General features: G+C 56.5%; 19 protein-coding genes, 1 tRNA gene and 3 pseudogenes. 14 read left to right on the top strand and 9 right to left on the bottom strand.

From position 1 onward, the window contains the following. Positions 1-140 precede the first annotated feature (140 nt). Positions 141-1,238, bottom strand: coding sequence for a DUF1559 family PulG-like putative transporter (locus tag ABD890_RS23355; protein WP_345095128.1), 1,098 nt, complete (start codon positions 1,236-1,238; stop codon positions 141-143). A gap of 651 nt (positions 1,239-1,889) precedes the next feature. Here ABD890_RS23355 and ABD890_RS23350 point away from each other — a divergent pair. Next, positions 1,890-2,957: a DUF1559 family PulG-like putative transporter gene (locus ABD890_RS23350; protein ID WP_345095126.1), complete on the top strand. Its 1,068-nt coding sequence runs from the start codon at positions 1,890-1,892 to the stop codon at positions 2,955-2,957. Between the two features lie 79 nt (positions 2,958-3,036). After that, the gene (locus ABD890_RS23345) at positions 3,037-3,474 is read left to right on the top strand and encodes a hypothetical protein (RefSeq protein WP_345095123.1); all 438 of its coding nucleotides are present in this window, start codon (positions 3,037-3,039) and stop codon (positions 3,472-3,474) included. A gap of 431 nt (positions 3,475-3,905) precedes the next feature. Here ABD890_RS23345 and ABD890_RS23340 read toward each other — a convergent pair whose 3' ends face one another. Beyond that, entirely contained in the window at positions 3,906-5,453 is a 1,548-nt protein-coding gene (locus ABD890_RS23340) for an efflux transporter outer membrane subunit (protein ID WP_345095122.1), read from the bottom strand. Between the two features lie 439 nt (positions 5,454-5,892). Here ABD890_RS23340 and ABD890_RS23335 point away from each other — a divergent pair, with 439 nt between their 5' ends. From ABD890_RS23335 to ABD890_RS23320, 4 genes are all read left to right on the top strand, one after another. Further along, positions 5,893-7,137, top strand: a complete 1,245-nt coding sequence (locus tag ABD890_RS23335) for an efflux RND transporter periplasmic adaptor subunit (protein ID WP_345095120.1) — start codon at positions 5,893-5,895, stop codon at positions 7,135-7,137. Positions 7,138-7,146: 9 nt separating this feature from the next. After that, positions 7,147-10,320 (top strand): efflux RND transporter permease subunit, encoded by a 3,174-nt coding sequence (locus ABD890_RS23330; RefSeq protein WP_345095118.1) that lies wholly within the window; start codon positions 7,147-7,149, stop codon positions 10,318-10,320. Positions 10,321-10,352: 32 nt separating this feature from the next. Beyond that, positions 10,353-11,117 (top strand): hypothetical protein, encoded by a 765-nt coding sequence (locus tag ABD890_RS23325; RefSeq protein WP_345095117.1) that lies wholly within the window; start codon positions 10,353-10,355, stop codon positions 11,115-11,117. Positions 11,118-11,267: 150 nt separating this feature from the next. Further along, positions 11,268-11,942: an O-methyltransferase gene (locus tag ABD890_RS23320; RefSeq protein WP_345095115.1), complete on the top strand. Its 675-nt coding sequence runs from the start codon at positions 11,268-11,270 to the stop codon at positions 11,940-11,942. Positions 11,943-12,102: 160 nt separating this feature from the next. On the opposite strand, the gene ABD890_RS23315 is transcribed toward ABD890_RS23320, so the two are convergent. From ABD890_RS23315 to ABD890_RS23290, 6 genes and pseudogenes are all read right to left on the bottom strand, one after another. Continuing rightward, on the bottom strand, positions 12,103-12,687 hold the full coding sequence (locus ABD890_RS23315; RefSeq protein ID WP_345095113.1) for a hypothetical protein: 585 nt from the start codon (positions 12,685-12,687) through the stop codon (positions 12,103-12,105). A 1,264-nt stretch (positions 12,688-13,951) separates the two neighbouring features. Further along, positions 13,952-14,197: pseudogene (locus tag ABD890_RS23310) on the bottom strand (integrase core domain-containing protein); the annotation flags it as partial. 239 nt (positions 14,198-14,436) lie between these two features. Beyond that, positions 14,437-15,102, bottom strand: coding sequence for a toxin-antitoxin system YwqK family antitoxin (locus tag ABD890_RS23305; protein WP_345095112.1), 666 nt, complete (start codon positions 15,100-15,102; stop codon positions 14,437-14,439). Positions 15,103-15,217: 115 nt separating this feature from the next. Then, a pseudogene (locus ABD890_RS23300) lies at positions 15,218-15,469 on the bottom strand (integrase core domain-containing protein); the annotation flags it as partial. Between the two features lie 297 nt (positions 15,470-15,766). Then, the gene (locus ABD890_RS23295) at positions 15,767-16,615 is read right to left on the bottom strand and encodes a leucine-rich repeat domain-containing protein (RefSeq protein WP_345095110.1); all 849 of its coding nucleotides are present in this window, start codon (positions 16,613-16,615) and stop codon (positions 15,767-15,769) included. Further along, positions 16,612-16,884, bottom strand: a pseudogene (locus ABD890_RS23290) (integrase core domain-containing protein); the annotation flags it as partial. The gene ABD890_RS23295 and the pseudogene ABD890_RS23290, both read right to left, overlap by 4 nt. A gap of 213 nt (positions 16,885-17,097) precedes the next feature. Between ABD890_RS23290 and ABD890_RS23285 the strand changes: the two are divergent. The 5 genes from ABD890_RS23285 (at position 17,098) to ABD890_RS23265 (ending at position 20,649) form a co-directional block, all read left to right on the top strand. Next, positions 17,098-17,733 carry a hypothetical protein gene (locus tag ABD890_RS23285; protein WP_345095108.1) on the top strand — a complete coding sequence of 212 codons (636 nt, stop codon included), beginning with the start codon at positions 17,098-17,100 and terminating at the stop codon, positions 17,731-17,733. Further along, entirely contained in the window at positions 17,734-17,973 is a 240-nt protein-coding gene (locus ABD890_RS23280; RefSeq protein ID WP_345095107.1) for a hypothetical protein, read from the top strand. It begins immediately after the preceding gene. Between the two features lie 184 nt (positions 17,974-18,157). After that, positions 18,158-19,534, top strand: coding sequence for a HEAT repeat domain-containing protein (locus ABD890_RS23275; protein ID WP_345095104.1), 1,377 nt, complete (start codon positions 18,158-18,160; stop codon positions 19,532-19,534). Positions 19,535-19,741: 207 nt separating this feature from the next. After that, positions 19,742-20,080 carry a hypothetical protein gene (locus ABD890_RS23270; protein WP_345095102.1) on the top strand — a complete coding sequence of 113 codons (339 nt, stop codon included), beginning with the start codon at positions 19,742-19,744 and terminating at the stop codon, positions 20,078-20,080. Positions 20,081-20,445: 365 nt separating this feature from the next. Further along, positions 20,446-20,649, top strand: a complete 204-nt coding sequence (locus tag ABD890_RS23265) for a hypothetical protein (RefSeq protein WP_345095101.1) — start codon at positions 20,446-20,448, stop codon at positions 20,647-20,649. A 479-nt stretch (positions 20,650-21,128) separates the two neighbouring features. On the opposite strand, the gene ABD890_RS23260 is transcribed toward ABD890_RS23265, so the two are convergent. Continuing rightward, positions 21,129-21,842 (bottom strand): DUF6946 family protein, encoded by a 714-nt coding sequence (locus tag ABD890_RS23260; protein WP_345095099.1) that lies wholly within the window; start codon positions 21,840-21,842, stop codon positions 21,129-21,131. Positions 21,843-22,070: 228 nt separating this feature from the next. Here ABD890_RS23260 and ABD890_RS23255 point away from each other — a divergent pair, with 228 nt between their 5' ends. The 3 genes from ABD890_RS23255 (at position 22,071) to ABD890_RS23245 (ending at position 24,330) form a co-directional block, all read left to right on the top strand. Further along, on the top strand, positions 22,071-23,000 hold the full coding sequence (locus tag ABD890_RS23255; RefSeq protein ID WP_345095097.1) for a metal-dependent hydrolase: 930 nt from the start codon (positions 22,071-22,073) through the stop codon (positions 22,998-23,000). Between the two features lie 2 nt (positions 23,001-23,002). Continuing rightward, complete coding sequence (locus ABD890_RS23250; protein WP_345095095.1) at positions 23,003-23,398, top strand: hypothetical protein; 396 nt, start codon at positions 23,003-23,005, stop codon at positions 23,396-23,398. Between the two features lie 858 nt (positions 23,399-24,256). Next, positions 24,257-24,330 (top strand) — tRNA-Ile (locus ABD890_RS23245). Positions 24,331-24,402 lie beyond the last annotated feature (72 nt).

The raw sequence follows: 24,402 nt of genomic DNA, 5'->3' as shown, positions 1-24,402 counted from the left end.
CGGAAGGAAGGTGTTCGCAACGAAGTCGCCGCCGGGCTGGGCCGGCGCGAAAGATTGGCGGGCGGCAAGCTGGCCGGCGATCGATCGGCCGGCCAGCCAAGGTGGGAAGGAAGTTCGTCCGCAAGGACAAGCCAAGCGAACTATGGAGCGCTCAGGGGTTCGCCGCCCGACTTCGAGCCGAGGGCACCCCAGACGCCGTAGTTGCTCGGACCGCTGGCAGGCTGCGAGACACTCAGGTTGCCGGTATCGATCGTTTCGGTAATGAAGTGAACCGAACCGTCGGCGTAAAGTGCGTTCACACCGCCTGGGTGTTCGCTGTTCGGCGGAATGCAGACGTCGTTACGATCGCCGTTGTTGCCCGAGTCATCGGTGCATGCCGGACCGTTTGGTGGCAGGATGGTGGTCAGGCCGACATACATCGGCTGAGCATCGGTCCAAGCGACACCCCAGCGTCCTTGGACAAGCGTGCCGGAAGTGTAGTAGCGACCACTGACCGCCGTGTAACAAACATTGGGCGAAGCCTTCGTGCCGGAGACACCGACGGCGACGGCCAGCTTGTACTGGATTTCGTCGTTGCCGGCCGTGTGCCCTGCGGAAGGACGTGGCGTGGCAGCTTCGCAAAGGCGTTCGCTCATCATCAGCGTGTTGCTGGTACCGTCGGTGATTTCGGCGAAGCGGGTCGTGCGTGCCCGACCGAAGATCCCGCGTGGGTTCATGTCGTTGGTGGCACCATCCATCCGGTCGCCGATCACAAAGCCATAGCTGTTGTAAGGTCCGGTATTGTCAGGAACGCCCGCATCGGAAGGACACACGAGCATGTCGGGAGCGTTCCGCCAGCCAGCCCAGCCCGACTGCCAACCGGAAGGACCTTCCGGATTACGGTGATCGCCGGTGTTCGACAGATTGGTGCCGCCTGACTTGATCTGTTCCCAGAGGGCGTTCTGCTCGAAGAACGGCAACAGCGAAACGAAGCCGCTGCGTCGTCCGAAATTCGAGAGGTTGTAGTCGGTCGTGCCGGACGGGCTCTCGGTGCCCCCTTTGCGATAGACGAGCGAACCGAAGGTATCGTGATAGTTGTGCAGGGCCAGACCCAACTGCTTCAACTGGTTGTTGCACTGCATCCGGCGAGCAGCCTCGCGGGCCTGTTGCACGGCCGGCAACAGCAAGGCAATCAAGACGCCAATAATCGCGATGACAACCAACAGCTCGACGAGCGTAAATCCGCGTGATTTAGACATGAGGTGGGGGTTCTCTGAAAGGCATGATCTAAGAGGGGGAATATTCGGATTCCCTTTTCATAGCCCCTCTGTAATGGGATGAAAACATCAAAAAACAATCTATTACTCATTTTTACTGTGTTTTCTTGCTCTACCCCGCAGGCGATCTTGCTTAGGCAAATCTCAGTTCCCTTAAACAGCAAACCGCCCCTTTTTGATTTAGGTAGAACACGCAGAATGCAGGGTCAGCATAGGATGCACAGTCTCAGGATAGGGCCTGGTACTGTTACGGTTTGCTGACCACAAACACTGTCTGAACTGAAGCGAGAGCGCACCAGGTGAAGCGATGTCGCGGCGAGTCTGCCAGACGCCCGAACCTGACCTAAAGCACGCTTCCCGCAAACCCATAGAATTCGCGTTTGGAAAATTTATCAAATTGCCGGAAAAATAGTTACGATCGCGATCCAGGCTTTCGGGGTTAGTGGCAACCTCGGTTCCATTAACGGCGCCAAACAAAAGATTCCGGCTTTCTGGTCGACACAAGACAATAGACGATCTCGCCTCATTACCCCGAGTTAGTGGGTTGATAAATTATTGACATCGATTTCAACAAATCTTTAGAATCCTGCAGCTTTATCTCTTCCATAGCTCATCGCTTCGCAGGGTCAACTTATGAGAATCTCAAGCCGATCCGGTTTCACGCTGGTCGAGTTACTTGTGGTGATTGCCATTATCGGGGTGTTGATCGCCTTGCTGCTGCCCGCCGTGCAACAAGCACGCGAAGCAGCTCGCCGGATGCAATGCACCAACCATCAAAAGCAGTTGGGCATCGCACTGCACAACTATCACGACACCCACAACGCGTTTCCAGCGCTGCGTGCCGGCAACCCTCAAGGGGCTTCGTCGTACGCCGGTAACAATCGTTTGAATGCCCGCTTCGCGCTGCTTCCGTTTATGGAACAGTCCGCGCTGTACGACAAGGGAATGGCTTCGGCTGTCGGCTCGTATGATTCCAGCGACCCGGTCTGGCAAAGCACCGTCAGCTCGTACTTGTGCCCCAGCAACGCCGGCCCAGAACAGTCGCCCGAAGCTCCGACCCAGACCGCAGGGATCGCGGACTATTACTTCTTTGTGGGTGATCGTCCTTACCGTTCGTACCCAGGCGGTACCTATACCTCCGGCACGATGAACTCGGGCGTGTTCCTGAACGACGCCTGGTCGAAGATGTCGTCGATCACCGACGGCACCAGCAATACGATGGGGATCTCGGAAGGGGTTCGTCCGCAAAGCAATCGCAGCTACGGCGCGGTGGTGACCAAGCCTGGTTCGACCAGTTGGTACCCAGTCGCCCTGACGCCGCTGCTGAACAAGCAAACCAAGGAATACATCTCGACGGTCGGCGTCTTCAGCAGCCAGCCGCTGCGTGGCTTCCGGGCATGGGATGGGGCGATCCTCTTCACCGCCGTGATGGCCGCCACGCCTCCGAACTCGGTGCTGATCTCGGACGGAACCAGCCATGGTGGCAGCCAGTATCTGCTGTCGCCAACCAGTTATCACCCAGGCGGCGTCAATGTTGGCCTGATGGATGGCTCGGTGCGGTTCATTTCCGAAACGGTCGACACCGGTAACCAGGGTTCCGGCTATCGCGGCTATCCCGACACCGGATCGGCCAGCCCTTACGGTGTGTGGGGTGCCATGAGCACGAAGTCGGCCGGCGAAGCGGTGAGTTATAACAACTAAGCCTTCCCCCTACCCTCGACCGGTTGGCGTTCGCTGGCCGGTCGCTTTTCGGCCATGGCAAGCTGGCAAGGAGAATTCCATGATGCGACAAACGTGTGTGGGGATGGCGGTGGTGCTGTTGGTTTCGTTGGTGGGCTGTGGCCGATCGCTGGAACCAGGCAAGATTCCCTTTCATGTCACCGTGAATTACAACGGTGCTCCGATTTCGGAAGCGGTGGTGATCTTCGTCAGTGACGGAGGAACCTACGCCAATGGTCTGACCGACAGCAACGGCGTTGCCAACATGGGAACGCTGGAAGCTGGCGACGGCGTGTTCGCTGGCAGTTACCAAGTGGCGGTCGACAAAAGCGAGTTGATCTCGGAAAGTGACCCCAACGATCCGACCGGCAACCGCATCCTTCGAAGCGAGGCGATCTTCCACGTTCCGGCCAAGTACTCCGACTTCATCAAGTCGGGACTGACGGCCGAAGTGACTGAAGATGGTCCGCACGAACTGACGCTCGACCTGGTCGACTAACCCGACCCAGAAGCGAACGCTTCCCCCACTCGAAAAGCCCTTTCGCGACACACTCCCGAGGCGATCGTAGCCCCCACTGGACTGCGATCGCCTTCATGCATTCTTGGGGCAGCGTTGGCCGCTTCGGTCCAACGCATTGAAGGGCTTCGATGTGAAGTCCTTTTCGCGGCGGCTTGACCATGCAGTTGGGGGGCAGCGCGAAATCGCTTGGAATATTCTTTTTCCGAAGTTTTTGCCCCTAAGGCGAGAACGAATGGCCCTCGTCACGGCGGAATGCGCATTGCCCTCTAGGGCTTGCCCAAAGTTCCCTTGCGTTGGGGGGCAGGTCCAGAAACGAAAAGGCTTGAACCGGCCAGAATTTCGTGTGACGATGAAATGATGCGCACGCGCGCCGGAATGGTGACGACGCGACGGAAGTCGTAGCGAGACCGTTAGTTATCGGTTCCGTTATCGACCGGTTGCTCTAGCACGGCATCGATCATCGGCAGCGGCTCGTTAGGCTGCGGCGCGTCGATTGGTTCCGGAACCATGGGCGGGTCGACTGGCTCCGGCACATATGGATAAGGCTGCGTCAGGTAAGGCGACGGCCAGCCACCACCCAGGGCTCGATAGATCGAGACCACCCCTTGGGCGACGGTACCTTTTGCCTGGGCGGCCGCAACTTCCTGCTGGGTCTTGGTGTTTTGAACACTAAAGACACGGTTGAAGTCGATTTCCTCCCCTTCCTCGAATTGCAAGGTGATCAACCGGTTGGTCTCGTCGGCGGCCTCGGCGGCTTCCAACTGCAGACGAAGTTGTTCCTGCGATTTGAGAAACTGAACGATCGCGTTTTCGGCTTCCAGGTTGGCATCGAGCACCGACTGGCGATAGATGGCCAACAATTCCTGGAAACGAGCATCCTCGAACTCGATGCGTCCGCTGATGCGGCCGTAGTTCAAGATGTTCCAGTCGACCGAAGGCCCGACCGATCCGAACCCAGACCCAGCGCGGAACAAGTCCTTGAACTGGTTCGCGCTGCGGCCGACGGTTCCTGACAGAGTAATGTGTGGATACAGTTCCGATTCGGCGACACCAATCAACGCGCTTTGTGCGGCCAGATCACGTTCGGCACGACGAACGTCTGGACGCTGCAGCAGCGTGGTGGCTGGAATGCCCAGAACGATTTCCGGGGCGACGTCCGGGATGATCCCGACGCCGAGCATCGCGTCGATGTCTTCCGGTGGCCTGCCCAGCAGGACGCACAGTTGGTTTTGCGTTTGCCGCAACGTGATTTCAACTTGGGGCACCAAAGCTTCGGTTTGCACGAGGCTCGACTTGGCCTGCTGGACGTCGACTTCGCTCGATTCGCCGTTGCGGAAACGAATTTCAGTTAGCTCGTAGGTTTTGCGTTGGTTCTCAACATTCAACTTGACCAATTCCAACCGCGTTTGCAGCGTGCGGATATCGATGTAGTTCGAAGCGACGTCAGCCACCAGCGTCACGACCACATCGCCGTAGTTGTACATCTCGGCGTCGAGGTCGGCGTCGGCTGCTTCGACCGCGCGGCGATAACGCCCCCAGAAGTCGATTTCCCACGCCAGGCTGAACTGCCCTCGCCACGAACTGAAGTGCCGGTCGAAACCGCTTCCCGTGGTCAAGTTATGCGAGTAATCGGCACCGACCGCTTGTTGCTGCGGAAAGACATTGCCGACCGCGATTTGACGCAGGGCGCGGGCCTGCATAATACGCGCGCCTGCCTGCTGCACGGTCAGGTTCTGCGAATAGGCCTCGGTCACCAGTTGGTTCAGCACCGGGTCGTTGAACGATGTCGCCCACCAGGCGGTGGCGTCGACCGGGTCGCTGATCACTCGTTTGTCGTTGGCATCGATCCAGTCAGGGGCGACATCGGCGACCGGTGTGCAGTAGTTGGGACCCACCTTGAATCCGTTGGCGATCCATTGTCGCGGACTCGTGGTGCATCCCGAGGCGGCGAATCCCATCGACGCAAAAGCCAGCGACAACCCCCAAAGGTGGAAGCGGCTTGCGGATTGGCTTCGAACTCTTCGCATCATATTTCTCGGAAAACCATCAACACAGGAACAGACCGCACTTGCCAAGCCATCGGAGGATCCGGTGCGAGTGGTACAATCAATCCCGGTATGCCGGAACAGCTTAACGCGACACTGGCCGATGGCTCCTTACACTTGATACGACCCGAACGACCGGCAGAGTCGTCGCTGGCACTTGCTGTGGGCAACCGCTGGCCCGAACGCAGGGGAGATCAAGCTTTCCGATCGAAGAACACCTACCCAACTTCCACAGATTTAATACCCACCCGCCGCCCCGATGAATCATAATTTTTGGGGAGGCTGCCTGACTGACGGCTCCCCTCCTTCAGACGATATCCTGCTGTTAGCGATCCAACCTGGTTCTTGATATATGACAACGTCCTCACACAAATCTTTCTCCCTTCTAGGACTGCTGCTGCGGCTGGCGATTCCGTGCGTGATTCTGGCGGCTGGTGTCGTCGGTTTTCAGCTCCTTTCGGCCAAGATCGAACAGCCACCCCGACAAGAACCGAAGAAGGTCTTGCTGCGGTCGCGCGTCGAAGAGATGCACAGCACCGACTATCCGGTCGTGGTTCACACGCACGCGGTTGTGCAGGCCCACAACCAGGTGACCCTGACCGCCCAGGTCTCAGGAACCGTGGCGCAGATCAGTCCGTCGTTCGAGGTGGGAGCGTACTTCTCGAAAGGTGACGTGCTGGTTGAAATCGACCCGACCGATTACGAAACCGCCCTGGCCGTCGCCGAGTCGGAACTGGACGCCGCCAAGTCGAACCTGAAACTGGCCCGGCTGGTGCACGAACGCAAGTTAAGGCTGGTTGAATCGAACGCCGTCTCGCAAGGCGAAGTCGAAACGGCTTCCGCCAGTAAAGATCAGGCCGAAGCCAACGTCTCGCTCGCCGAGATCTCCGTGGAAGCCGCCAAGTTGAATTTGAGGCGGACGAAGATCATCGCTCCGTTCGACGGACGCGTGATGACCAAGCAAATCGGTATCGGTCAGTTGGCTGGTGCCAACACGCCGCTGGGCGAAGTCTTCGCGGTCGATTACGTCGAGATCCGTTTGCCGATCTCAGGCGAGCAGCGAGCCTTCCTCGAGTTGCCGGAGTTTTCCGAAGATGCTCCCCTGGTGGTCGAGCTTCGCGATGGCATCCTGCAAGGGAGCGACACCGTTTGGGAAGGGAAGATCGTCCGGACCGAAGGGGTGCTCGACGAGAACTCGCGCGACTTGTTCGCGATTGCCCGGGTCGAAGATCCCTTCGGCCGACTAGCCAAGAAACGCCCCCTGCGGGTTGGACAGCCGGTGATCGCTTCGATTACCGGCAAAACGTTGAAAGATGTGGTGGCACTGCCGCGCGGGGCGGTGCGACAACTCGATCAGATCGTTCTGGTGAACCAGGAAGATCAAACCTTGCTGCCGATGAAGATCGACGCAGTCTGGTCCGACGCCGAGAAGGTGATCGTGCCGGCCTCGGTGATCCCGCCTGGCATGTGGCTGGCCACGACGCCGATGGCCTTCACGCCGAAAGGTGCCAAGATCGAGATTATCCCGTCGGCCGATCCGTCGATTTCTATCGCCGAGTCGACTTCGAACGAAAACGATACCAAAGCCACCAACTAACGCGCCCTTATGATTCGCTGGTTTGCCACTAACGGAATTGCCGCCAACTTCATGATGCTTGCGCTGCTGGTCGCAGGCGTCTACACGGCTTACTTTCGCATCCCGCTGGAAGTCTCGCCGGAGCGGACGATGGAATATGTCCGGATCGAAATGACGTATCGTGGTGGTACCGCGAAAGACGTCGAACAAGCGATCCTGATTCCGATCGAAGAAGCGCTCGAAGGGACCGAGGGGATCAAGAACATCAATGCCCATGGTCGCCAGGGGAACGGCAGCATCTGGGTCGAAGCGGAACCGGGCAGCGACCTGCGGGAGTTGATGGAAGACATCTCGGCCCGCATCGACACCATCACCACCTTCCCTGACGAAACCGAACGTCCGCAGATCTCGATTCCTGACTCTTCCAACTGGTGGGAAGTGCTGAGCATCGCCGTGACCGGGCACCTTTCCCCGCACGAGCTGCGCGAGGTGGCTCGCCAAGTGCAAGAAGATGTCATCACCCTACCAGGCGTCAGCCGCGCCCAGGTTCAAGGCGATCGCGAATACGAGATCGGCGTTGAAGTCGATACTGCCAAGCTGTTGGCGTACGGCTTGAGCCTGCAAGATTTGACCAGCGCTATTCAGCAGTTCTCGGTCGATATGCCCGCCGGTTCGATTGAAAGTGCCAGCGGAACGTTCATCGTGCGAACGCGCGGTCAGGCCTATTCTGAATCCGAGTTCGCCGCCATTCCGATCCGTGCGTCGAATGGTTCCGACGTGCTGCTGGGGGATGTGGCAACCATCAACGATGGTTTCGAGGAAGGCGAGAAGATCGTCGAATTCAATGGCCGCCCTGCCCTGTTTGTCGAAGTGCTGCGCACCGGCAAGGAAAGCGCGATCGACATTTCGGACAAAGTGCACGAGTACGTCGCCAACGCGCGAACACGCTTCCCCGAAGGGATCGAGCTGTTCATTTGGGATGACGAGTCGGTCGAAATCCGCGGCCGCTTGTCGACCCTCATCGAATCGATGGTCCAAGGTAGCCTGCTGGTGATGCTGCTGCTCGGTTTATTTCTACGGCCAGGCCTGGCGTTCTGGATCGTGGCAGGCATTCCGGTTGGCTTTGCGGGGGGGGTGCTGCTGATGCCGTTTTTCGGCGTGACCGCCAACGTGATGAGCTTGTTCGGCTTCATCATCGTGGTGGGGATCGTGGTCGACGATGCCATCGTCACCGGCGAAAACGTCTATCTGAAAATGAAGGAGGGGCTCCCTCCACTCGAAGCGGCCATCGAAGGTACCCACGAAGTCGCCATTCCGGTCACCTTCGGTGCGTTGACGACGATGGTCGCGTTCATACCGTTGTTGTTCTTCGAGGGAAGCTGGGGCGACTTCGCCTCGCAGGTGCCTCCGATCGTGGCGCCAGTCCTCTTCTTTTCGCTGATCGAATCGAAGCTGATCTTGCCGGCTCACTTGAAGCATCTCCGGCCGATCCCGCACGACAACCCGATCACCCGGGTGCAAACCAAGATCGCCGACGGTCTGGAATACTTTATCGAGCATGCCTATCAGCCAGCCCTGGTGTTTGCCGTGCGGCATCGCATGTCGGTGCTGGCGTTGTTCGCGACTTGCATGATGCTGATGGCCGGCTATTGCCTGAGCGGCCGGATGGAGTTCGTCGCGTATCCGTCGGTTGAAAAGCAGCGGATCTCGGCCGAACTCGACATGCCGGACGATACCTCGATCGAGACGACCGCCCGCTACATGAAGCGGATCGAAGACGCCTTGCTGCAGGTCCAGCGCGAATTCATCGACGAAGGGACCGGCAAGTCGCTGGTGCTGAATATCTCGAAGATCGTCGGCGCCGCGCGGATCCATCAAAGCTTCGACAAGTCGCGCGGGGCGATCACCTTTGAAGTCCTCGCCCCGTCGCTGCGAAGTGCGAGCGGTCCGAAGAACAGCGATCTCTCGGCACGTTGGAACGAACTGATTGGCCCGATCCCGGAAGCGACCGAGTTCCGCATTCGATCTGATTCGAGCATCAGCCGCGATCGGAACATCGACAACGAGAACCTCAACATCGAGCTCCGCGGTCCGATGTCGCCTGAGAAGGCCGAGGTGGCCCGGCAGATCAAAGCGATGCTGCAGGAATACAAAGAGTTCGGCACCGTTTGGGCCAACATCAACTACGGCCAAGACGAACTGGAACTGCGGTTAAAGCCACAAGCGGCCGAGCTCGATTTGACGCAGCAGTTGCTCGCCCAGCAAGTTCGCCAGTCGTTCTTTGGGGCGGAAGCGCAGCGAATGCAGCGCGGTATCGACAGCATCCGCGTGATGGTCCGTCTGCCGCAAGAGCAGCGCGAAACGTTGCACACGCTCGAACAGATGCGTGTCCGCACCCCGCGCGGGGCGGATGTTCCGCTGTCGACAATCGCCGACGTCGTCTTCACCCAGGCCCCTTCTTCGGTCGAACGGAAGAACGGTGCCGAGATCCTCCGCGTCGGTGCCGCTCCGGTCGACGCGGCGGTCGATATCTTGGCGATCGCCGATCAGCTTTCCCCCAAGATCCACGAGCTGTGCCAGGAACATCACCTCAGTTATCAATACGTCGGCTATGTCGCCGAAGCAGAAGACGCCCAGCGGATGACGCTGATCGGCTCAGGGCTGTTGGCCTTCGTGCTGTATGGTTTGCTGGCGATCGCGCTCAAGTCGATGGGGCAGCCTTTCTTCGTGTTGCTGGCGGTGCCGTTCGCGATCATCGGTGCCCTGCTCGGCCATATCTTCATGGATATCACGCCGTCGTATCTGTCGGTGTTTGGTATGCTGGCCCTGGCAGGCGTCGCCGTGAACGATACCTTGGTGATGGTCGACTACGTGAACCAGAAGCGTGCGGAAGGAGCCAGCTTGAAAGAAGCGGCGCTACAAGCGGGCGCCCGTCGTTTCCGCCCGATCATGCTCACCTCGGTGACCACCTTTGTCGGGCTCGTTCCGCTGCTGATGGACAAGTCGCTGCAAGCTCAGTTCCTGATTCCGATGGCGGCGTCGCTGGCGTTCGGGGTGATGTTCGCCACGGTGGTAACATTGTTCCTCATCCCATGTGCCCAACTTGCCGCCGACGACGTGGGGCAGACGCTCGGAGCGATCAAACGCTGGTACTTCCGCCCGTTCGTTTCCGAATCGGACGACGAGCCGAAGTCGGATCACTAGTCGCCCCCGCCGCGACGGAAGGTTTTCAGCTGATGCAATGGGACGATCCTGAAAGCCTGATCTACGCGGCCTTGTACTGCGACGACGAGGGCGAAGTCATCGGCCTGGAGGAAGTGCAACTGCTCGATGCGCCGTCGGAAACGCGGGTCGAGATCTTGCTCAAGACGCTCTCGCACGAAGACTGGGAAGCCCGCAAGCAAGCGGCCCGGGTATTGGCGGCGTGGGGCTTCGACGCAGGGCTCGAAACGCTCGAGCAACTCATTGATCAGCGGATCGACCAGCATGGCGTCGAAGTGCGGCATTCAATCTACGGCGACAACGACGTCTTCGATCAATTGACCGAAGCGGTTCACCTGTTTCAAATGCTCGGGGAATCACCCCGCCGTGAAGAAGACCAGCGGCGGATCTATTCCAAGTTGCTGGCGTTGTACGGCGAATGCGACTTTCGCTCGGACCTGAAAAACGCGTTGGCCCGTAGCGGCTATACCCAGTTGCTGCCTGAGGTCGTCGCGGCGATCGAGCGAGCCCTGGCTGCCGACAAGGTTTACCTGGCCAGCCAACTGTTGCCGGTCGTGGCCCGCTGGTCCCCGGCGATTGCCTGGGATTGGACTGCGAAGTTCTGGACGGAAGCGCGTCTGGTTCCCAGTCCGATGGCGAACGTCGCCGAAGCACTGGGCGAGATCGACACCGACGCTTCCCGCGAGATGCTGCAATCTCTAAGCACGCACGTCGACACCGTGGTCCGCGACGAAGCGGCCCATTCGTGGGAAAAGTTGCACCGGACCAAGCCGGAGTGAGCACAGCCGATCCATCGCTCCTCTTTAGGGTGGTTCTGGCGAAAAATGGGACACCCGATGGTCTGGTTCACCGCGGGAATACGCATTGCAAGAATAGAAGGGATAACCTTCCACGCCACGCCCACGACGCGCCAGCCAGGAGCCAACTTCGTGACCTGTACGATCACTTCCCCTCGCATCCAACGGTTGCTGAACGACTTGTATGCCGACGCCGAAAAGTCGCCTCTTTCGCCGCGCGCTGGCGGACCGCAGCCACCTTACCCGCGCGGATCACGCGAGCTGTTCCATGCCTTGCGGCACGTTTACATGGCGATCGGTCCTGAGTTCGGCAAGCTGCTGTACACGCTGGTCCGCACATCGCGATCGCGTAACATCGTCGAGTTCGGCACCAGCATGGGAATCAGCACGATCTTCCTGGCGGCCGGGCTGCAAGACAACGGCGGCGGGCAACTGATCACGACCGAGTTCGAGCCTGAGAAGATTACCCGGGCCCGGCAAAACCTGAGCGACGCCGGCCTGGTGGAACTGGTGCAGTTCCGCATTGGCGACGCCTACGAGACGCTGCAGAACGATATGCCCCAGTCGGTCGACTTTCTGTTCTTGGACGGGGCGAAAGAGATGTACCTGGACGTGCTGAAAGTGGTCGAACCGCACCTCCGCCCCGGCGCGATCATCGCCGCCGACAACACCGATCACGACGGCATCGAAACGTACCTGAGCTACGTCCGCAACCCAGCCCACGGCTACGCGTCGTCCGCCATCCAAACAACCCGCGACGGCCACCCCAGCGGCCACGAAATTTCGTACCGCACCCTGGGCGAGTGAGCTTGGCAACGCGGCTTCTGCCTGCTTCCCTTACAGCATGGTCGTGAAACGCCACTGGGAGGTGACGCTTCTGCCCGCTTCTTACTGGCCAGAGGCCAGTGGCGTCCTAGCGGTACAGGACTTTGAGTCTGGCCAGGTGCTTCACCTCGGCACTGTGCCTCTAGAATTGGGAAAGCAGTTCTAGCTCTCGCGATTTAACGCGAAGAAACTCTGATTCCCCGTCATGAAGATCCTCTGATTTTGAAAGTTCAAAAATAATAGTAGAGTCCGCGACATGCCCCATAGATGCGATGCGCTTGAAAAGAATCTTTCGAAAACCAGCAAGAGCTTTGCGACTGCTTGCAAGCTGAAGGATGCTTTGAAAATCTTCAATTGCCAGATTAGCATCCTTGAGACGAATTGAACATTCAAAACGGAGTGATCTAAGCATGATTTGACATCGCAAGTCAGGCCACTGATCAGATGCCATGAGTGCTGTAATAAAATCGCTCGCTTGTTCTCGACGATAGGTCCTCGAAAGCGCGTTTGCATATGCATAGTGACATTCAAACGAATCGGGAAACTGCAAAGTCAGGGAATGGATAAATGCAACCCGCTCCTCCTGGGCAACACTGGAATACTTCGCAACGCTTTCAAGACTAGGCTCTGAACTCATCATGGCCCGTCGAAGGAATGCAACCGCGCCTGAATAGTCTTGCATGTCAAAACACCTGTCAGCATCACCATAGAAATCAGTGGTATTCATGTCTGTTGATAATCACTAAACAGGAGGTGCAGCGCAAATCGACACTAGGACGGAAGAACGCGTTCTAGATCCGCGCTGCTAAAAAGGCGAATCGTTCCATGCGTGCCACTAGGCACTTTCCCTTAAACATACAGCAACAGTCGACGCATGGCAGCGACCTGCACAAAGTCTAGTTAGGACGACGTTCGTTTGTCGTACCCAACGAAGACACGGCGAGATTCTTTGAGCCAACCGATGGCCCGGGACGGCCACCCCAGCGGCCACGAAATCACGTACCGCACCCTGGGAGTGTGAGTGTGGCTACGCGGCTTCTTCCTGCAATGCGTTGAGCATCGTCGTGAAACGCCACTGGGAGGCGAAGCATCTGCCCACTTCTCCCTGGCAAGAGGCCAGTGGCACACGTAAGATGCGAAGCTGGTGTGGGGTGTTGCCAGTGCCAGCCAGCCGTCTCTTGATTGATATCGTCGAAATCTCCTTGCCGAAATCGGCTGAAAGACTTCATGACGAATGGATCAGGAATTTGATAGCAGGCCACCATTGCTACTGGTTATTTATAGTTCCCAGTCGAAAGCTGGGAACTACGTCAGTACTAACAATCCTCCACGGGACACTTGGGAATGAGTCTAACCATTGCCCCCAATCCCAAGTACTGGATGTTAGGCCCAGAAGGATCGAATGGGTCCAGAATTCCGAGCAAATAATATCTACGCGAAAATTTATCAACCACCCAAGGCACTAGCGTGTTGGTTTCACTATCGTTCTCAATCAACCACTCTCCGTCCAATGCTCGACGTACGATTTCTCCCGTGTAGGCCAGCAATGGCGAAAACAGGTATTTCCGCTGATCGTAGAAACTCCTACCCGACCAATTGTTAACTATCCGTTGCTCAACAAGGTTTAGGCTAGGAAGGCTGTGATCAAGGCACTCCCCTTCGATTTCTAGAACGTCCGCAAGTTCGCCAATGTGTGCATCAATATTGCTACTCCAGTCGCTGGACAGGATACCATGAAGGATATGCGCGCTACGCATAAACACCCCACAGAGTAACGACTGACGTGCATGCCCACGGTATATATTGCATATTCAAAACGCGACCGCGCCTTTTGTTAGATCCGGCACCCACCTGTGATATACAGCACAGGCCTTAGTCCAGGGTAAATCCTTACCCACACTGTTGCGTGATCTAATATCACTCACTTGGTTGTGCCATATGCAATGTTGTCGCTGCCAATCGTGACCTGCCCCCACGAGTGAAACGAGTCGTTAAGTGATCGTCTTCAAGGATGCTTCCCCTGGAAAAACTGCCTCCGGAGCCGGTGGACGGTACCCCAGCGAACTGTGCGGGCATAACGTGTTGTACTCGACGCGCCCCTGTTCGATCAACACATTTGCCTCGAGCAGCGTATCGAAGGGCTCTCGATCGAGCAGCTCATCTCGCTGCTTCCCGTTGAAAGATTCGATGTAGCCAATCTTCAACGGGCAGCCAGGCTCTATGTACAACGTGTTCACCTAGACTCCCCCCAGCGGCCACGAAATCACCTGCCGCACGCGGGGCGAGTGAGCTAGGCAACGCGGCTTCTTCCTGCAATGCGTTGAGCATGGTCGTGAAACGCCACTGGGAGGCGAAGCTTCTGCCCGCTTCTTACTGGCCAGAGGCCAGTGGCACACGTAAGATGCGATGCTGGTGTGAGGTGTTGCCAGTGCCAGCCAGCCGCTCAAGCCGTCGAACTCCGGCGTAATATAAATAACTATTGTTTCTCGATCCGCATCGCAAACTCTTGCATCGATTCACACGTTCCTTCTGATCGCAGATTGTGCCATCGTTTTAATTCTTCAAGCATCTCCTCAGCAGTGTCTACTTGGTCATCGATCAATCCATCCTCAGTGTAAAACACAGGAGGATCACGAGACTCCACCACAAACTCTCCTCGGTTATGGATGCCAACCCACCAAAGTGTGCCATCTGGATAAAAACCACGCCCAATCCCATTCTTCTCGCCGAAACATGCCTCGCCTTCATACTTGACTGTGCCATCACAATAAAATCTGCGCATGGGGCCAATCAATTCGCCGTCCGTGCAAGCAATCTCAGTTCCTTGATCATCTCTGTCGACAAACAGTATCTTTTCCCGGATCCTAATGCCCGTTTGCGATTGCCGCGAGTATACTCTATAGCTCCACCGAATATACGACCTATCATCCCCAGATAGCACGCGCAAGGAGCGCGTAGATTCTCGGACACTGCCATAATAGCACTCAATGCCATACTCACACCGACGCAATGTACTGTCCCGGCGTTCCCATAACTCTCCAGCATAGACAATCGTGGCGGGAAAATACGATTCATGTCCTTCTGCATCAGCAGACACGCTAAATTGATTTTGTGAATGTCCCGCAGGATAATCGCAGGACATCGCTAGGGCTACGATTAACATGCCACAGGACGATGCCCAGCGGCGCCTTGAAATCATTGTATGTTACTCCTGCGAGCGAAACAGTGTGACCTGCCCCCACGCATGAAACCAGTCGTTAAGTGATCGTCTTCAAGGAAGCTTCCCCTGGAAGAATGGCCTCCGGGGCCGGTGGACGGTACCCCAGCGAACTGTGCGGGCGTACCGTGTTGTACTCGACTCGCAACTGTACGATCAACACTCTTGCCACGAGCAGCGTGGCGAAGATCTCTCGATCGAGCAGCGCATCTCGCTGCTTCCCGTTGAAAGATTCGATGTAGCCAATCTTCAACGGGCAGCCAGGCTCTATGTACAACGTGTTCACCTCGACTCCCCCCAGCGGCCACGAAATCACGTACCGCACGCTGGGCGAGTGAGCTAGGCAACGCGGCTTCTTCCTGCTTGCCGTAGAGCATCGTCGTGAAACGCCACTGGGCGGTAAAGCATCTGCCCACTTCTCACTGGCCAGAGGCCAGTGGCACACGTAAGATGCGATGCTGGTGTGAGGTGTTGCCAGTGCCAGGCAGCCAGCCGTCTCTTGATTGACATCGTCGAAATCTCCTTGCCGAAATCGGCTGGAAGACTTCATGACGAATGGATCAGGAATTTGATAGCAGGCCACCATGAGTTAGGTCGTGTTGCGTGGGCCAGCGAAGACCTCTAATCCAGGCTTGGCACTCTTCATTTTTGCTTTGGCAGCTTTGTCTGCAGAATCAAGTGGCTCATCCCAATTTATGTTAATCCATGTCACACTCGACTTGACAATAGCCGACACTGGTATCTCCGAAGGCTTGCAACTGAGAACAAGTGTCTCGATTGCGGTGTCCGGAAGTATTTTGAGGAGTTCCGGATCTATTTGGGAATCGTACACGATCAATATCCGAATCGATTGGTTGCCCTTCAATGCTGCAAGGAATCTCCCGGATACAAACTGGCCCCCAACAATTAGCTTTTCAAGCGTTTGACTGTTCTGGAGCTGGGCAAGCCCTTCATCTGTTATCAATGTGTAATCCAAGTGCAACTCATTAAGCACTTCGTTTGACCGCAGGGACGCCAATAACTCGTCATCAACTAATGTGCTGGTGAGATCCAGCAATCGCAGCTTGGAGATTGACGTCATCTTGCCAATTGTATTGGAAGTCACATCGGAATTACTTAAATCACAAGTATACAGATGTTGGCAGAGCTGGATTGCCTCCATAGCTGGCGTACCGTTAATTAGGGCTCGACCATTTTCGATCTTCCCACGAAAGTCCGGCAAATGCAGCTCAAGTCCCGTGATTCGGGTTCTGGAAAATCCGAATGCATCTGTTGAAGTTGTGTACATCACAAGAAACCCATCCTCCTTAAGCATTTGAGCGGCGTCATGGTCATCATGCTTGACAACATTGGCACTCAATACAGCACAGATGCATCCTAAAACAGAAAGCAAAATGAACAACACAACTTTACTTCTAAGCGAAATATGCAACATCATGCACTCCTGACCTGTTCCCACGCATGAAACCAGTCGTTAAGTGATCGTCTTCCACGATCTTCCCCTGGAAGAACTGCCTCCGGTGCTGGTGGACGGTACCCCAGCGAACTGTGCGGGCGTACCGTGTTGTACTCGACGCGCCACTGTTCGATCAACTCAGCTGCCTCGAGCAACTCATCTCGCTGCTTCCCGTTAAAAAATTCGATGTAGCCAATCTTCCACGGGCAGCCAGGCTCTATGTACAACGTGTTCACCTCGACTCCCCCCAGCTGTCACGAAATCACGTACCGCACGCTGGGCGAGTGAGCTAGGCAACGCGGCTTCTTCCTGCTTGCCGTAGAGCATCGTGGTGAAACGCCACTAGGCGGTGAAGCTTCTGCTCTCTTCTCACTGGCCAGTGGCACACGTAAGATGCGAAGCTGGTGTTATGCACTGGTTGTGCGCAGGAACCTCTACATCGTTGGGCGAATCGAAACGAATTCATGAGCATTGTCGAAACAATCCTGGCGTTGGAAACGATCGACGAGCTATCGGCGTTTCTGGAATCGCGGAACGGGGACGAAGTTCGGGCGGAGTTGCTGGCGAGATTCGATCAACTGATCGAATATTCGGACGCCGACCAGTGGGCCGCGGCCGTTCGAGTTTGTGAGGCCCTTGCGATTATCGGATGGGACGATCGCGAGCCTGTTGACGCCATCAGCCACTTCAATGGCGACTGCTGGGAAACGAGATTCGTTACCGCTCAAAACGAATATCGCTTCCAGCTCGCAAGATGGTCCAAGCGGAAAGCAGGCTGGACGATTTGGAATCCAGAATTTCGCCCCAGTCCCGATTTTCCCGATCGGCCTGCCATCGACTGGCAGCAGAACGCCGGAAAAGAATATCCGATTGTGGACCGTGACTCGCTTCCGTCGCAGAGAAACTATCGGCGCCAAATGCCGATCGTGATGGGAGTCTCCTGCGGCCGTTCGGACGCCGCGCGATCGGTTGTTTCGTTGCGGAAGGAACTGGCCGAGCATCTTCGCGCGACGATGACGCCGGAGGCCTATGGTGACGCGATCGAGAAGTTCTACTTCACCCTCCACCGTCCCGATTCCGCGGAAGAAGCGCATTCGTGATTGAAGGTCGGGGCGTTCAACGCAAAACAGAAGGCGTTCTACGCAGACCTCTACCTCCACCGCGACTTCGCCGAGCTGCCGGTGGCCGAGCAGCGTGCATTCCTTGGCAAGCAACTGCTGGCGGCGGTCGATGCCTTGGCGGTGAAACTGAAGAAACGCAAGTTGTCGTACGACATCGCCAGCTTCCGGTCGCATGTCGAATTGGCAATCCAAGGATGGACGGACGATCACAGCGAGTAACGCATTTCGGCAACGACTGCATTTCGATCGGAAGCGTCCGCTCGTCGGCTGGTTTCTCGAACCCTCCTAAATATTTGTCCGCGACCGAAAATTGGACAACAATAGGCTCGTCTGACTCATTAGCCCCATCACTTCAGCGGCGCGTCGAACGTCGCCGTTCCGTCGCCAAGGTCGTCGATCCCCAATGCGATTCCTGCTGATCCTTGTCGTTGTCATCCTGGCATGCCGTGTCGAGACTTTCGCCCAGGCCCCGCAGCCTTCGCTGGAAGATCTCGTTGCGATCGTGCAAGGCGAAGACGCGATCAAGAGCGCCGAAGCCATCAGCGCGATTGGGCTGCGGAAACCAACTTCCGATCTCGCCATTCAGACGGTGGTCGATTCTTTGGCCGATGACCGCCGCGCGGTTTTTATCCCTGATTACGTCCCGATTACGTTCCCAGTCGACACGGTGGGAACAACGGCAGTCGAGGCGTTGGCCGAGATCGGCAAGCCTGCGGTGGTGCCGATTTGCGAATGCCTGAATCGCAGCCAGGACCCAGACGTCCGCAAACTTGCGATTCGCTCGCTATCGAAAATGGAAGAGGACGCGGCGGACGCCCTGCCGACACTCGAGCGACTTCTCGGTGACCCGGACAAAGCGATTCGATTGGAAGCGGTCGCGGCGATCGTTTCCGTTCAGAAAGATCCGCAGGCCTTGGCTTTGGTACTGGGGACTACCCTGAACGACGCATCGCCCGATGTCCGCGCGGCGGCGATCCAGGCACTCGGAGAGCTCGGCGAAGCAGGCTCGCGGAACGTTCCTCGCCTGGTCGAACTGCTGGACGACAAGGAGAACCGTTGGCATTACTATGCACCCGATGCGGCGGGTACACGCCCGGTCCGATACGACAGCGCGCTGGCCCTGGCAGGCATGGGCAAAGAAGCAGAGGTTGCCCTGGTGAAGCTTCGCCCGATGATGAGCGGCGATTCGGACCCGCTCGTCCGCGTCGCTGCGGCGTTTGCCATTGCCAGGCTCGACGGCGATTCAAAGGGAGCGGTCGACCATTTGATCGCGGCCGTTCAAGATGACGAAAGTGCCACCGATGTCCCAGAGGAAGCCGCGGAGGCGTTAGGCAAGTTGGGGCCCCAGGCGGAAGCAGCGCTGCCTGTCCTGGACGACGCGCTCCGGCATCCAGAAACCATGGTTCGTTTTCAAGCTGTGAAAGCAATCGTCTCGATTTCCCCAGAGACGGCCAAATCGCGATTGCTAAAGTCGTTGAAAGACGAAGACGCGCTGGTACGGTCGTGTGTCATTGAAAGCTTAGGAGCACTCCCCAATCCTTCACCCCAGCTCCTGAATGCCTACATCGCTGCGTTGGATGACAACGATATCGCGTTCGGCATCTTCGTACGACACGCCGCCGCCGTCGCGCTGGGCAACCTGAAAGAGCAAGCGTCCACTGCCCTTCCCCGCCTGAAGGAAATAGCCCAAGAGGAAGAAAACGACTGGGTGAGAGAAGCTGCGGAGGCTGCGGTTCAGCAGATTTCGCAAGGGGAAGCGGAAGAGGATGGAAGGAAGTGAGAAACCAGAACAACCACGATGCACTAGCTTCAGGTGCGTCCCCTTAGCGGCCCGGTCCTTGAAGCGGGATAACCTTTAGTGTTCATCGTCAGAAGGTATCGATAGGACATGGAGCAACGCGTAAAGACAAATCACCCCAGATCGACGTTTTGCTTCTATGCAAGCGGACGGAATTTGAGCGATGACCTGTGGCATCAAATGCGAACCGTGGTCACCACGCTGTCTAAAAGTCGGACATGGGTGATCGGGCCACCGACGCTGGCAGACGAAAATGATGGCGAAGTACGATGGATTGGCGGCAGTTTGGAGATCTACACGGCACTTCCACCATTCGGAGCCGATTTACCCAAGGACGTCGATCGACGGCATCTGGAAGAAGTGACCGCGATCGTGGATGCAATGACGAAATTGTCCGGACAAACCGACTTGGAAATTAGCTTTACTCTGGACCAAACGTACGTCGGACGGATCAAGGGCGGGAAACCGGACAGCATGATCCAAGTTGGCTTGCTGGGTGAATGGAAGAAAGCACTTGGAATTGCCTAAGCCCCCGGCAGGCTGGTACATCTAAAATGCGACCCCGATATCGATGGTGGCCAGTGCGTGGTTACCGAATCGCCGAACGCGGCTCGATCTGACTTACGCAGCGAATTTCCGTGGGAGTTCTAGCGGTGAAAGTTAATCAATTGGCGAGGTTCTCTTTCGCGACTACATCACTGTGCTTTGTCTGTGTAGCTTTCATAATGCTCCTTGGGTGGAACGCAGAACCGAAGGTGCGTTTACGCGAGACGCCGAGAAGCGAAGTATCGGCAAGAGGTGGAGGCAATTCCGTAGCGCAGGTGATGACCCTTGATGAATTCATCAAAGTGCCCGAATTCCGAGGAGTCATTTGTAGAATCGAACCCTCTGTCATGCCAGAAGCGCGTATTATCATTCCGAACACCGGCCCTTGCTTTACGCTTGTGATTCAGTCCGACGACGGAGCGAAATATGTCGTCAAAGAATTTGTCTGCGGTCTGCACGCCAAGAAGAGACTCTCCGAACTTGTCGGCAAGCGTGTTCGATCATTCCCGGCCGTTTTGCTGACATGGACAGATTGGGCTATTGTTGGCTAGCGATTTACCTACGCGGCTTTCCAAAAAGTGCATACCCAAGATTCCAAGCTGGTATTCGTCATTGCTGGAGAACACCAGCCAGCTCTCTCTCCCCTTTCAGCCGATCTCGTTTCTGTCGTGTTGTTGATACCAACGTCTAACAAGAGTTACTTGTTCCTCGGTTGGCATTTCTCCTGTCGACCGCAAGTGCGGATCGAAGGTCTGGGTGAATTGACGAAGCTTTGAAGCCAGTTCGCTACCGAGATCCGCCAACTCGTCGACTCGCTCTGGATCGAGCGTTCGAAGGATTTTGCAGATGGCGTCAAGGGAGGTTAACCTCCCTTGATCGTATTGGTGTTGGACGGATTTGAATGTCATTCTTCATCTCGATTGCTGTCATGCTGGTCGCGAGAACGGTAATCTCTTTTTTTAACTTATCGATCAGAGGAGGACATGCGTTCCAACGTCCGTTGTAAGCCGCTGTCCGTGCCTCGAAATGACTATTCAACTGATGTTACGTTGTAATGTTTAAGTGTGAATAGCTTTGCCTTGCGCTGCAGCCTTGAAACTATTGACTCAGAGGTCTTTTTATCTCCAGGTTCAAGTCCGCGGATTGTCTCGTAAGCTTTCGCTGGTTCTAAATGGACCTTAACCGTATGGAGTCGAAACGAGGCAGGTAAAAACGTGCGGAGGCGTTTTAGCTCATACTGAATTGCATCTTGAGAAGCCCCTGAGCTGAATCCTTCCACCTCAAAGAGAAAATAGGCCATGCCTGGAGAAGCTCCGGCTTCGGCGGCTGAGGCTGCACGATGCACCATTTGGTAAATGAGTTTCTGGTAGTCAACAGGAAAACTGTAGTGGCGTAGCTGCGTAAACCAGCCTTGCAGCACTTTGGATTTGTTTTCGCCTTTAGCGCCGGTAAGCCAATTCTCAACCGTTTCATACATCGATTCCGTCCACTTCGCTTCGATCGCCAGCGACTGCTCAGCATTCTGCAGCATGACATCAGTGTGGGATGCCGTGCCACGACCAGCAAATGGCCCGGCTGTGTATTCCAGAGTCAGGCAATCAGGTTTGCCCATGCCTAGCTCTTCGATGATCTCTTGAAATTGGTCTTCATGGTGGATCATCAAGTCGAGCATCGGGATCGTCGAGACGGTCGGGCGATTCAGTTCGCTTGGGGCGAGTTTCGAAATCGCTTGCTGAACAGTCATGCATGGTTTTGGCGAGCCGACGTGAACTTGCATGCTGGGGCCTGTGGGGTTTGAAGGGGCTGCGGTCGTTGAACATAGCTTCTATGCTACGAATGCTAACGCAACGGCGAGAAGTTCCGATCATACGTTCCGCGTTAACGTCATACCAACAAAAATCGCCCCACATCCATCGCGTCCCACTTTGACCAAACCGGCGCCCAAACGAGATCTTTCGCGTACGATGCAGGGATGGACATCGTGACGCATGCTTTGATTGGGGCGACTTCGGCGGCGGGGCTATTGGCCTGGCAGCCAGAGCTGGCTTGCGGCGTGGTGTTGGGGAATGTCGCGCCAGACCTCGACGCGTTCTCGCGGCTGGGCGGCAAACAGGCATTCATTCGATTTCATCAAACGTACACCCATTCGGTCGCAGCCGTCGCGTTTGTTAGTCTGGCGGCGGCTGGTTTGTGGAATGCCTCGCAGGCAGAGGGGAGCCTACTGCTGCTGGGCATCGCAATCGGCATGGTAATGCATGTGGGGCTCGACCTGACGAACTCGTACGGGGTTCGCTGGGCTTGGCCGTTCCAGCGAAGCAGGATGGCGCTCGACTGGATCTTCTTCATCGATCTGCCGATGCTGCTCTGGACGCTGATCGGCTTGTCGCTCGTAGCATGGTCGTGGGGGAACGGAACCTGGCTGGCATGGATCTCCGGTGGCTATGTCGCAGGCATGCTGCTGATGATCCCCGTACGTGGAATGATCGCTGCGCGGGCACGCCGACTTGCCGTATCGATGTCGGAACCATCGGGCGATCGGCCACCTCCGCGCATTTCTGTGATACCGACGACCTGGCTTCCATGGCAGTTTCTGGTTTGCCGCGATTGGGGCGAGGCCTGCGTGACGTCAACGCTCGATCTGTGGCGGGGTGAAGAGCGAGACGTGCAACGCATTCCGCTACTCGACGATGCCATGCCCGGCACCGTCGGAGAACTTCCACCCTGGCAAGCGATGCGCGACCTTTCGACGTTTTATCATGCCGTCGAACAGCAAACCGAAAACGGGCACACGACGTTTGTCTGTCGTGACTTGCGGATCCGCAACTACGCGACGCGGTTCGGCACGTGGACCTGTCAGGTCGATGCAGCCGGACAGATCGTTCGCAGCGAGTGGGAAGTGTAGCGATGCCTCGGCACTGGCCAACCCACGGATTTCGCTTTTCGATGACCGATGCGTTGGCGATCGCGATCTGCGCCGCGGCGACCATCTTCGCGCTGGGCCTGATCGGCCCATTGGCGTGGCTGATGCCGTTTGTGCTGGGGCACTTCTTTCTGTTTTGCAATGTGTTCCGCATTCCTCGCAAACCGGAACTGGTGTGGGCCGGCGGCTTCGTCGCGCTGGTCGGACTATGCCTGATCAGCGGAACGAATGTGCTGCACGCAATGTGGCTGGTCGTGCCGCTGACGATCGGCGTGCTGGTCTATTCGATTCGGCTACCTTCGTACCACGGCATCGGGACCGGTCGCCGCGGCCGCGATCCAGAACGACCAGCACCGGACCAGCTTCACGGCCGCGAATAAACGAAGTTGCCGTGGAGCATCAAGGGAACGTTGAAGGTACGAGCGATTAAGATCGTCCGCGCGAGAAAGATTGGCACGGCGTTTACATCCGTGCCTGTCTGCTAAGAAGGTGAATCGTTGGATTTCTTCATGTTCGCGTTAATCTTAGCTGTGATTTAGAAATAGCAGCAGCACTAAAAAACGCGGATGAAATCAGGCGTGACCCTGGTCGCCTGAAGTCGATTTCAAATCAGTAGCGTTCTCGAGTGTCTCAGCACGATTGCCACCAGAAGTTTCGTCATTGCCTGGTTGGGATTCAGGTCTGTTCTTCATGACATCGTGAGTATTCACGAATGAAATCATGTGCTCGTCATCGGGGCCTATCCTGCCAGCGACGATGTTCCGTGCGATAGCCATGATTCCAATAACTCTATTGGTTGAACGAGCGGTCGATCGATTTAAGAAAGGACTTCAGCGGCACTCTTTCCTTTCAGCCGTCCAGATTGAGATAGTGCCAACTGGCAACCATTCCCACGAAACATTCTCTTCCGGATCTTTCTCTCATCGAGTGTAATCGCGAGTGCCCTGGAATGGTGCGGCATCCGAACGTCGCCAGCCTCCAAAGCAGCTAAAATACCTGCGGCGATCTGCTTTCCCCATCGCCCAGGCACACGAAGAACGAGAAGGAAAGCCGGGTATGGTTCAGATGGCAATTCGCCGGTAGACTTAGAACCTTGACGCAGTACTTTCGGTCGATTTTAGAGCAGTTTCTGTCCACTTCCCAACTTAGGGAGATAGTGTACAGGCGTAAAATCGGGCGTAGAAAGCGATTCCCAGGTCACCTGGCGGTCGTCATAAGCACTTGCTGTCAAACACCTTGGGCCAGTAGCTCAGTCGGTTAGAGCAGGGGACTCATAATCCCTTGGTCGCGGGTTCGAGTCCTGCCTGGCCTACCTTTCTATTTTGCGTAGATTCGCTAAGTTTCGCTTCGCCCGGTAATTTGCGGGCGTTTTGCGTTCTGGGAT

This window comes from Bremerella cremea, assembly GCF_039541315.1.
In the GTDB taxonomy this organism is placed as follows: domain Bacteria; phylum Planctomycetota; class Planctomycetia; order Pirellulales; family Pirellulaceae; genus Bremerella; species Bremerella cremea.
Note: the sequence above shows the minus strand (reverse complement) of the source record. Positions and strands in the feature narration are given on the sequence as shown.

Coding starts and splice junctions, on each gene's coding strand:
- ABD890_RS23305 (WP_345095112.1), bottom strand. CDS start 15,102: ATGTCCTGCGATTATCCTGCGGGACATTCACAAAATCAATTTAGCGTG.
- ABD890_RS23345 (WP_345095123.1), top strand. CDS start 3,037: ATGATGCGACAAACGTGTGTGGGGATGGCGGTGGTGCTGTTGGTTTCG.
- ABD890_RS23285 (WP_345095108.1), top strand. CDS start 17,098: ATGAGCATTGTCGAAACAATCCTGGCGTTGGAAACGATCGACGAGCTA.
- ABD890_RS23315 (WP_345095113.1), bottom strand. CDS start 12,687: ATGAATACCACTGATTTCTATGGTGATGCTGACAGGTGTTTTGACATG.
- ABD890_RS23350 (WP_345095126.1), top strand. CDS start 1,890: ATGAGAATCTCAAGCCGATCCGGTTTCACGCTGGTCGAGTTACTTGTG.
- ABD890_RS23265 (WP_345095101.1), top strand. CDS start 20,446: ATGCCAGAAGCGCGTATTATCATTCCGAACACCGGCCCTTGCTTTACG.
- ABD890_RS23325 (WP_345095117.1), top strand. CDS start 10,353: ATGCAATGGGACGATCCTGAAAGCCTGATCTACGCGGCCTTGTACTGC.
- ABD890_RS23330 (WP_345095118.1), top strand. CDS start 7,147: ATGATTCGCTGGTTTGCCACTAACGGAATTGCCGCCAACTTCATGATG.
- ABD890_RS23295 (WP_345095110.1), bottom strand. CDS start 16,615: ATGATGTTGCATATTTCGCTTAGAAGTAAAGTTGTGTTGTTCATTTTG.
- ABD890_RS23335 (WP_345095120.1), top strand. CDS start 5,893: ATGACAACGTCCTCACACAAATCTTTCTCCCTTCTAGGACTGCTGCTG.
- ABD890_RS23260 (WP_345095099.1), bottom strand. CDS start 21,842: ATGACTGTTCAGCAAGCGATTTCGAAACTCGCCCCAAGCGAACTGAAT.
- ABD890_RS23355 (WP_345095128.1), bottom strand. CDS start 1,238: ATGTCTAAATCACGCGGATTTACGCTCGTCGAGCTGTTGGTTGTCATC.
- ABD890_RS23275 (WP_345095104.1), top strand. CDS start 18,158: ATGCGATTCCTGCTGATCCTTGTCGTTGTCATCCTGGCATGCCGTGTC.
- ABD890_RS23340 (WP_345095122.1), bottom strand. CDS start 5,453: ATGGGATTCGCCGCCTCGGGATGCACCACGAGTCCGCGACAATGGATC.
- ABD890_RS23250 (WP_345095095.1), top strand. CDS start 23,003: ATGCCTCGGCACTGGCCAACCCACGGATTTCGCTTTTCGATGACCGAT.
- ABD890_RS23255 (WP_345095097.1), top strand. CDS start 22,071: ATGGACATCGTGACGCATGCTTTGATTGGGGCGACTTCGGCGGCGGGG.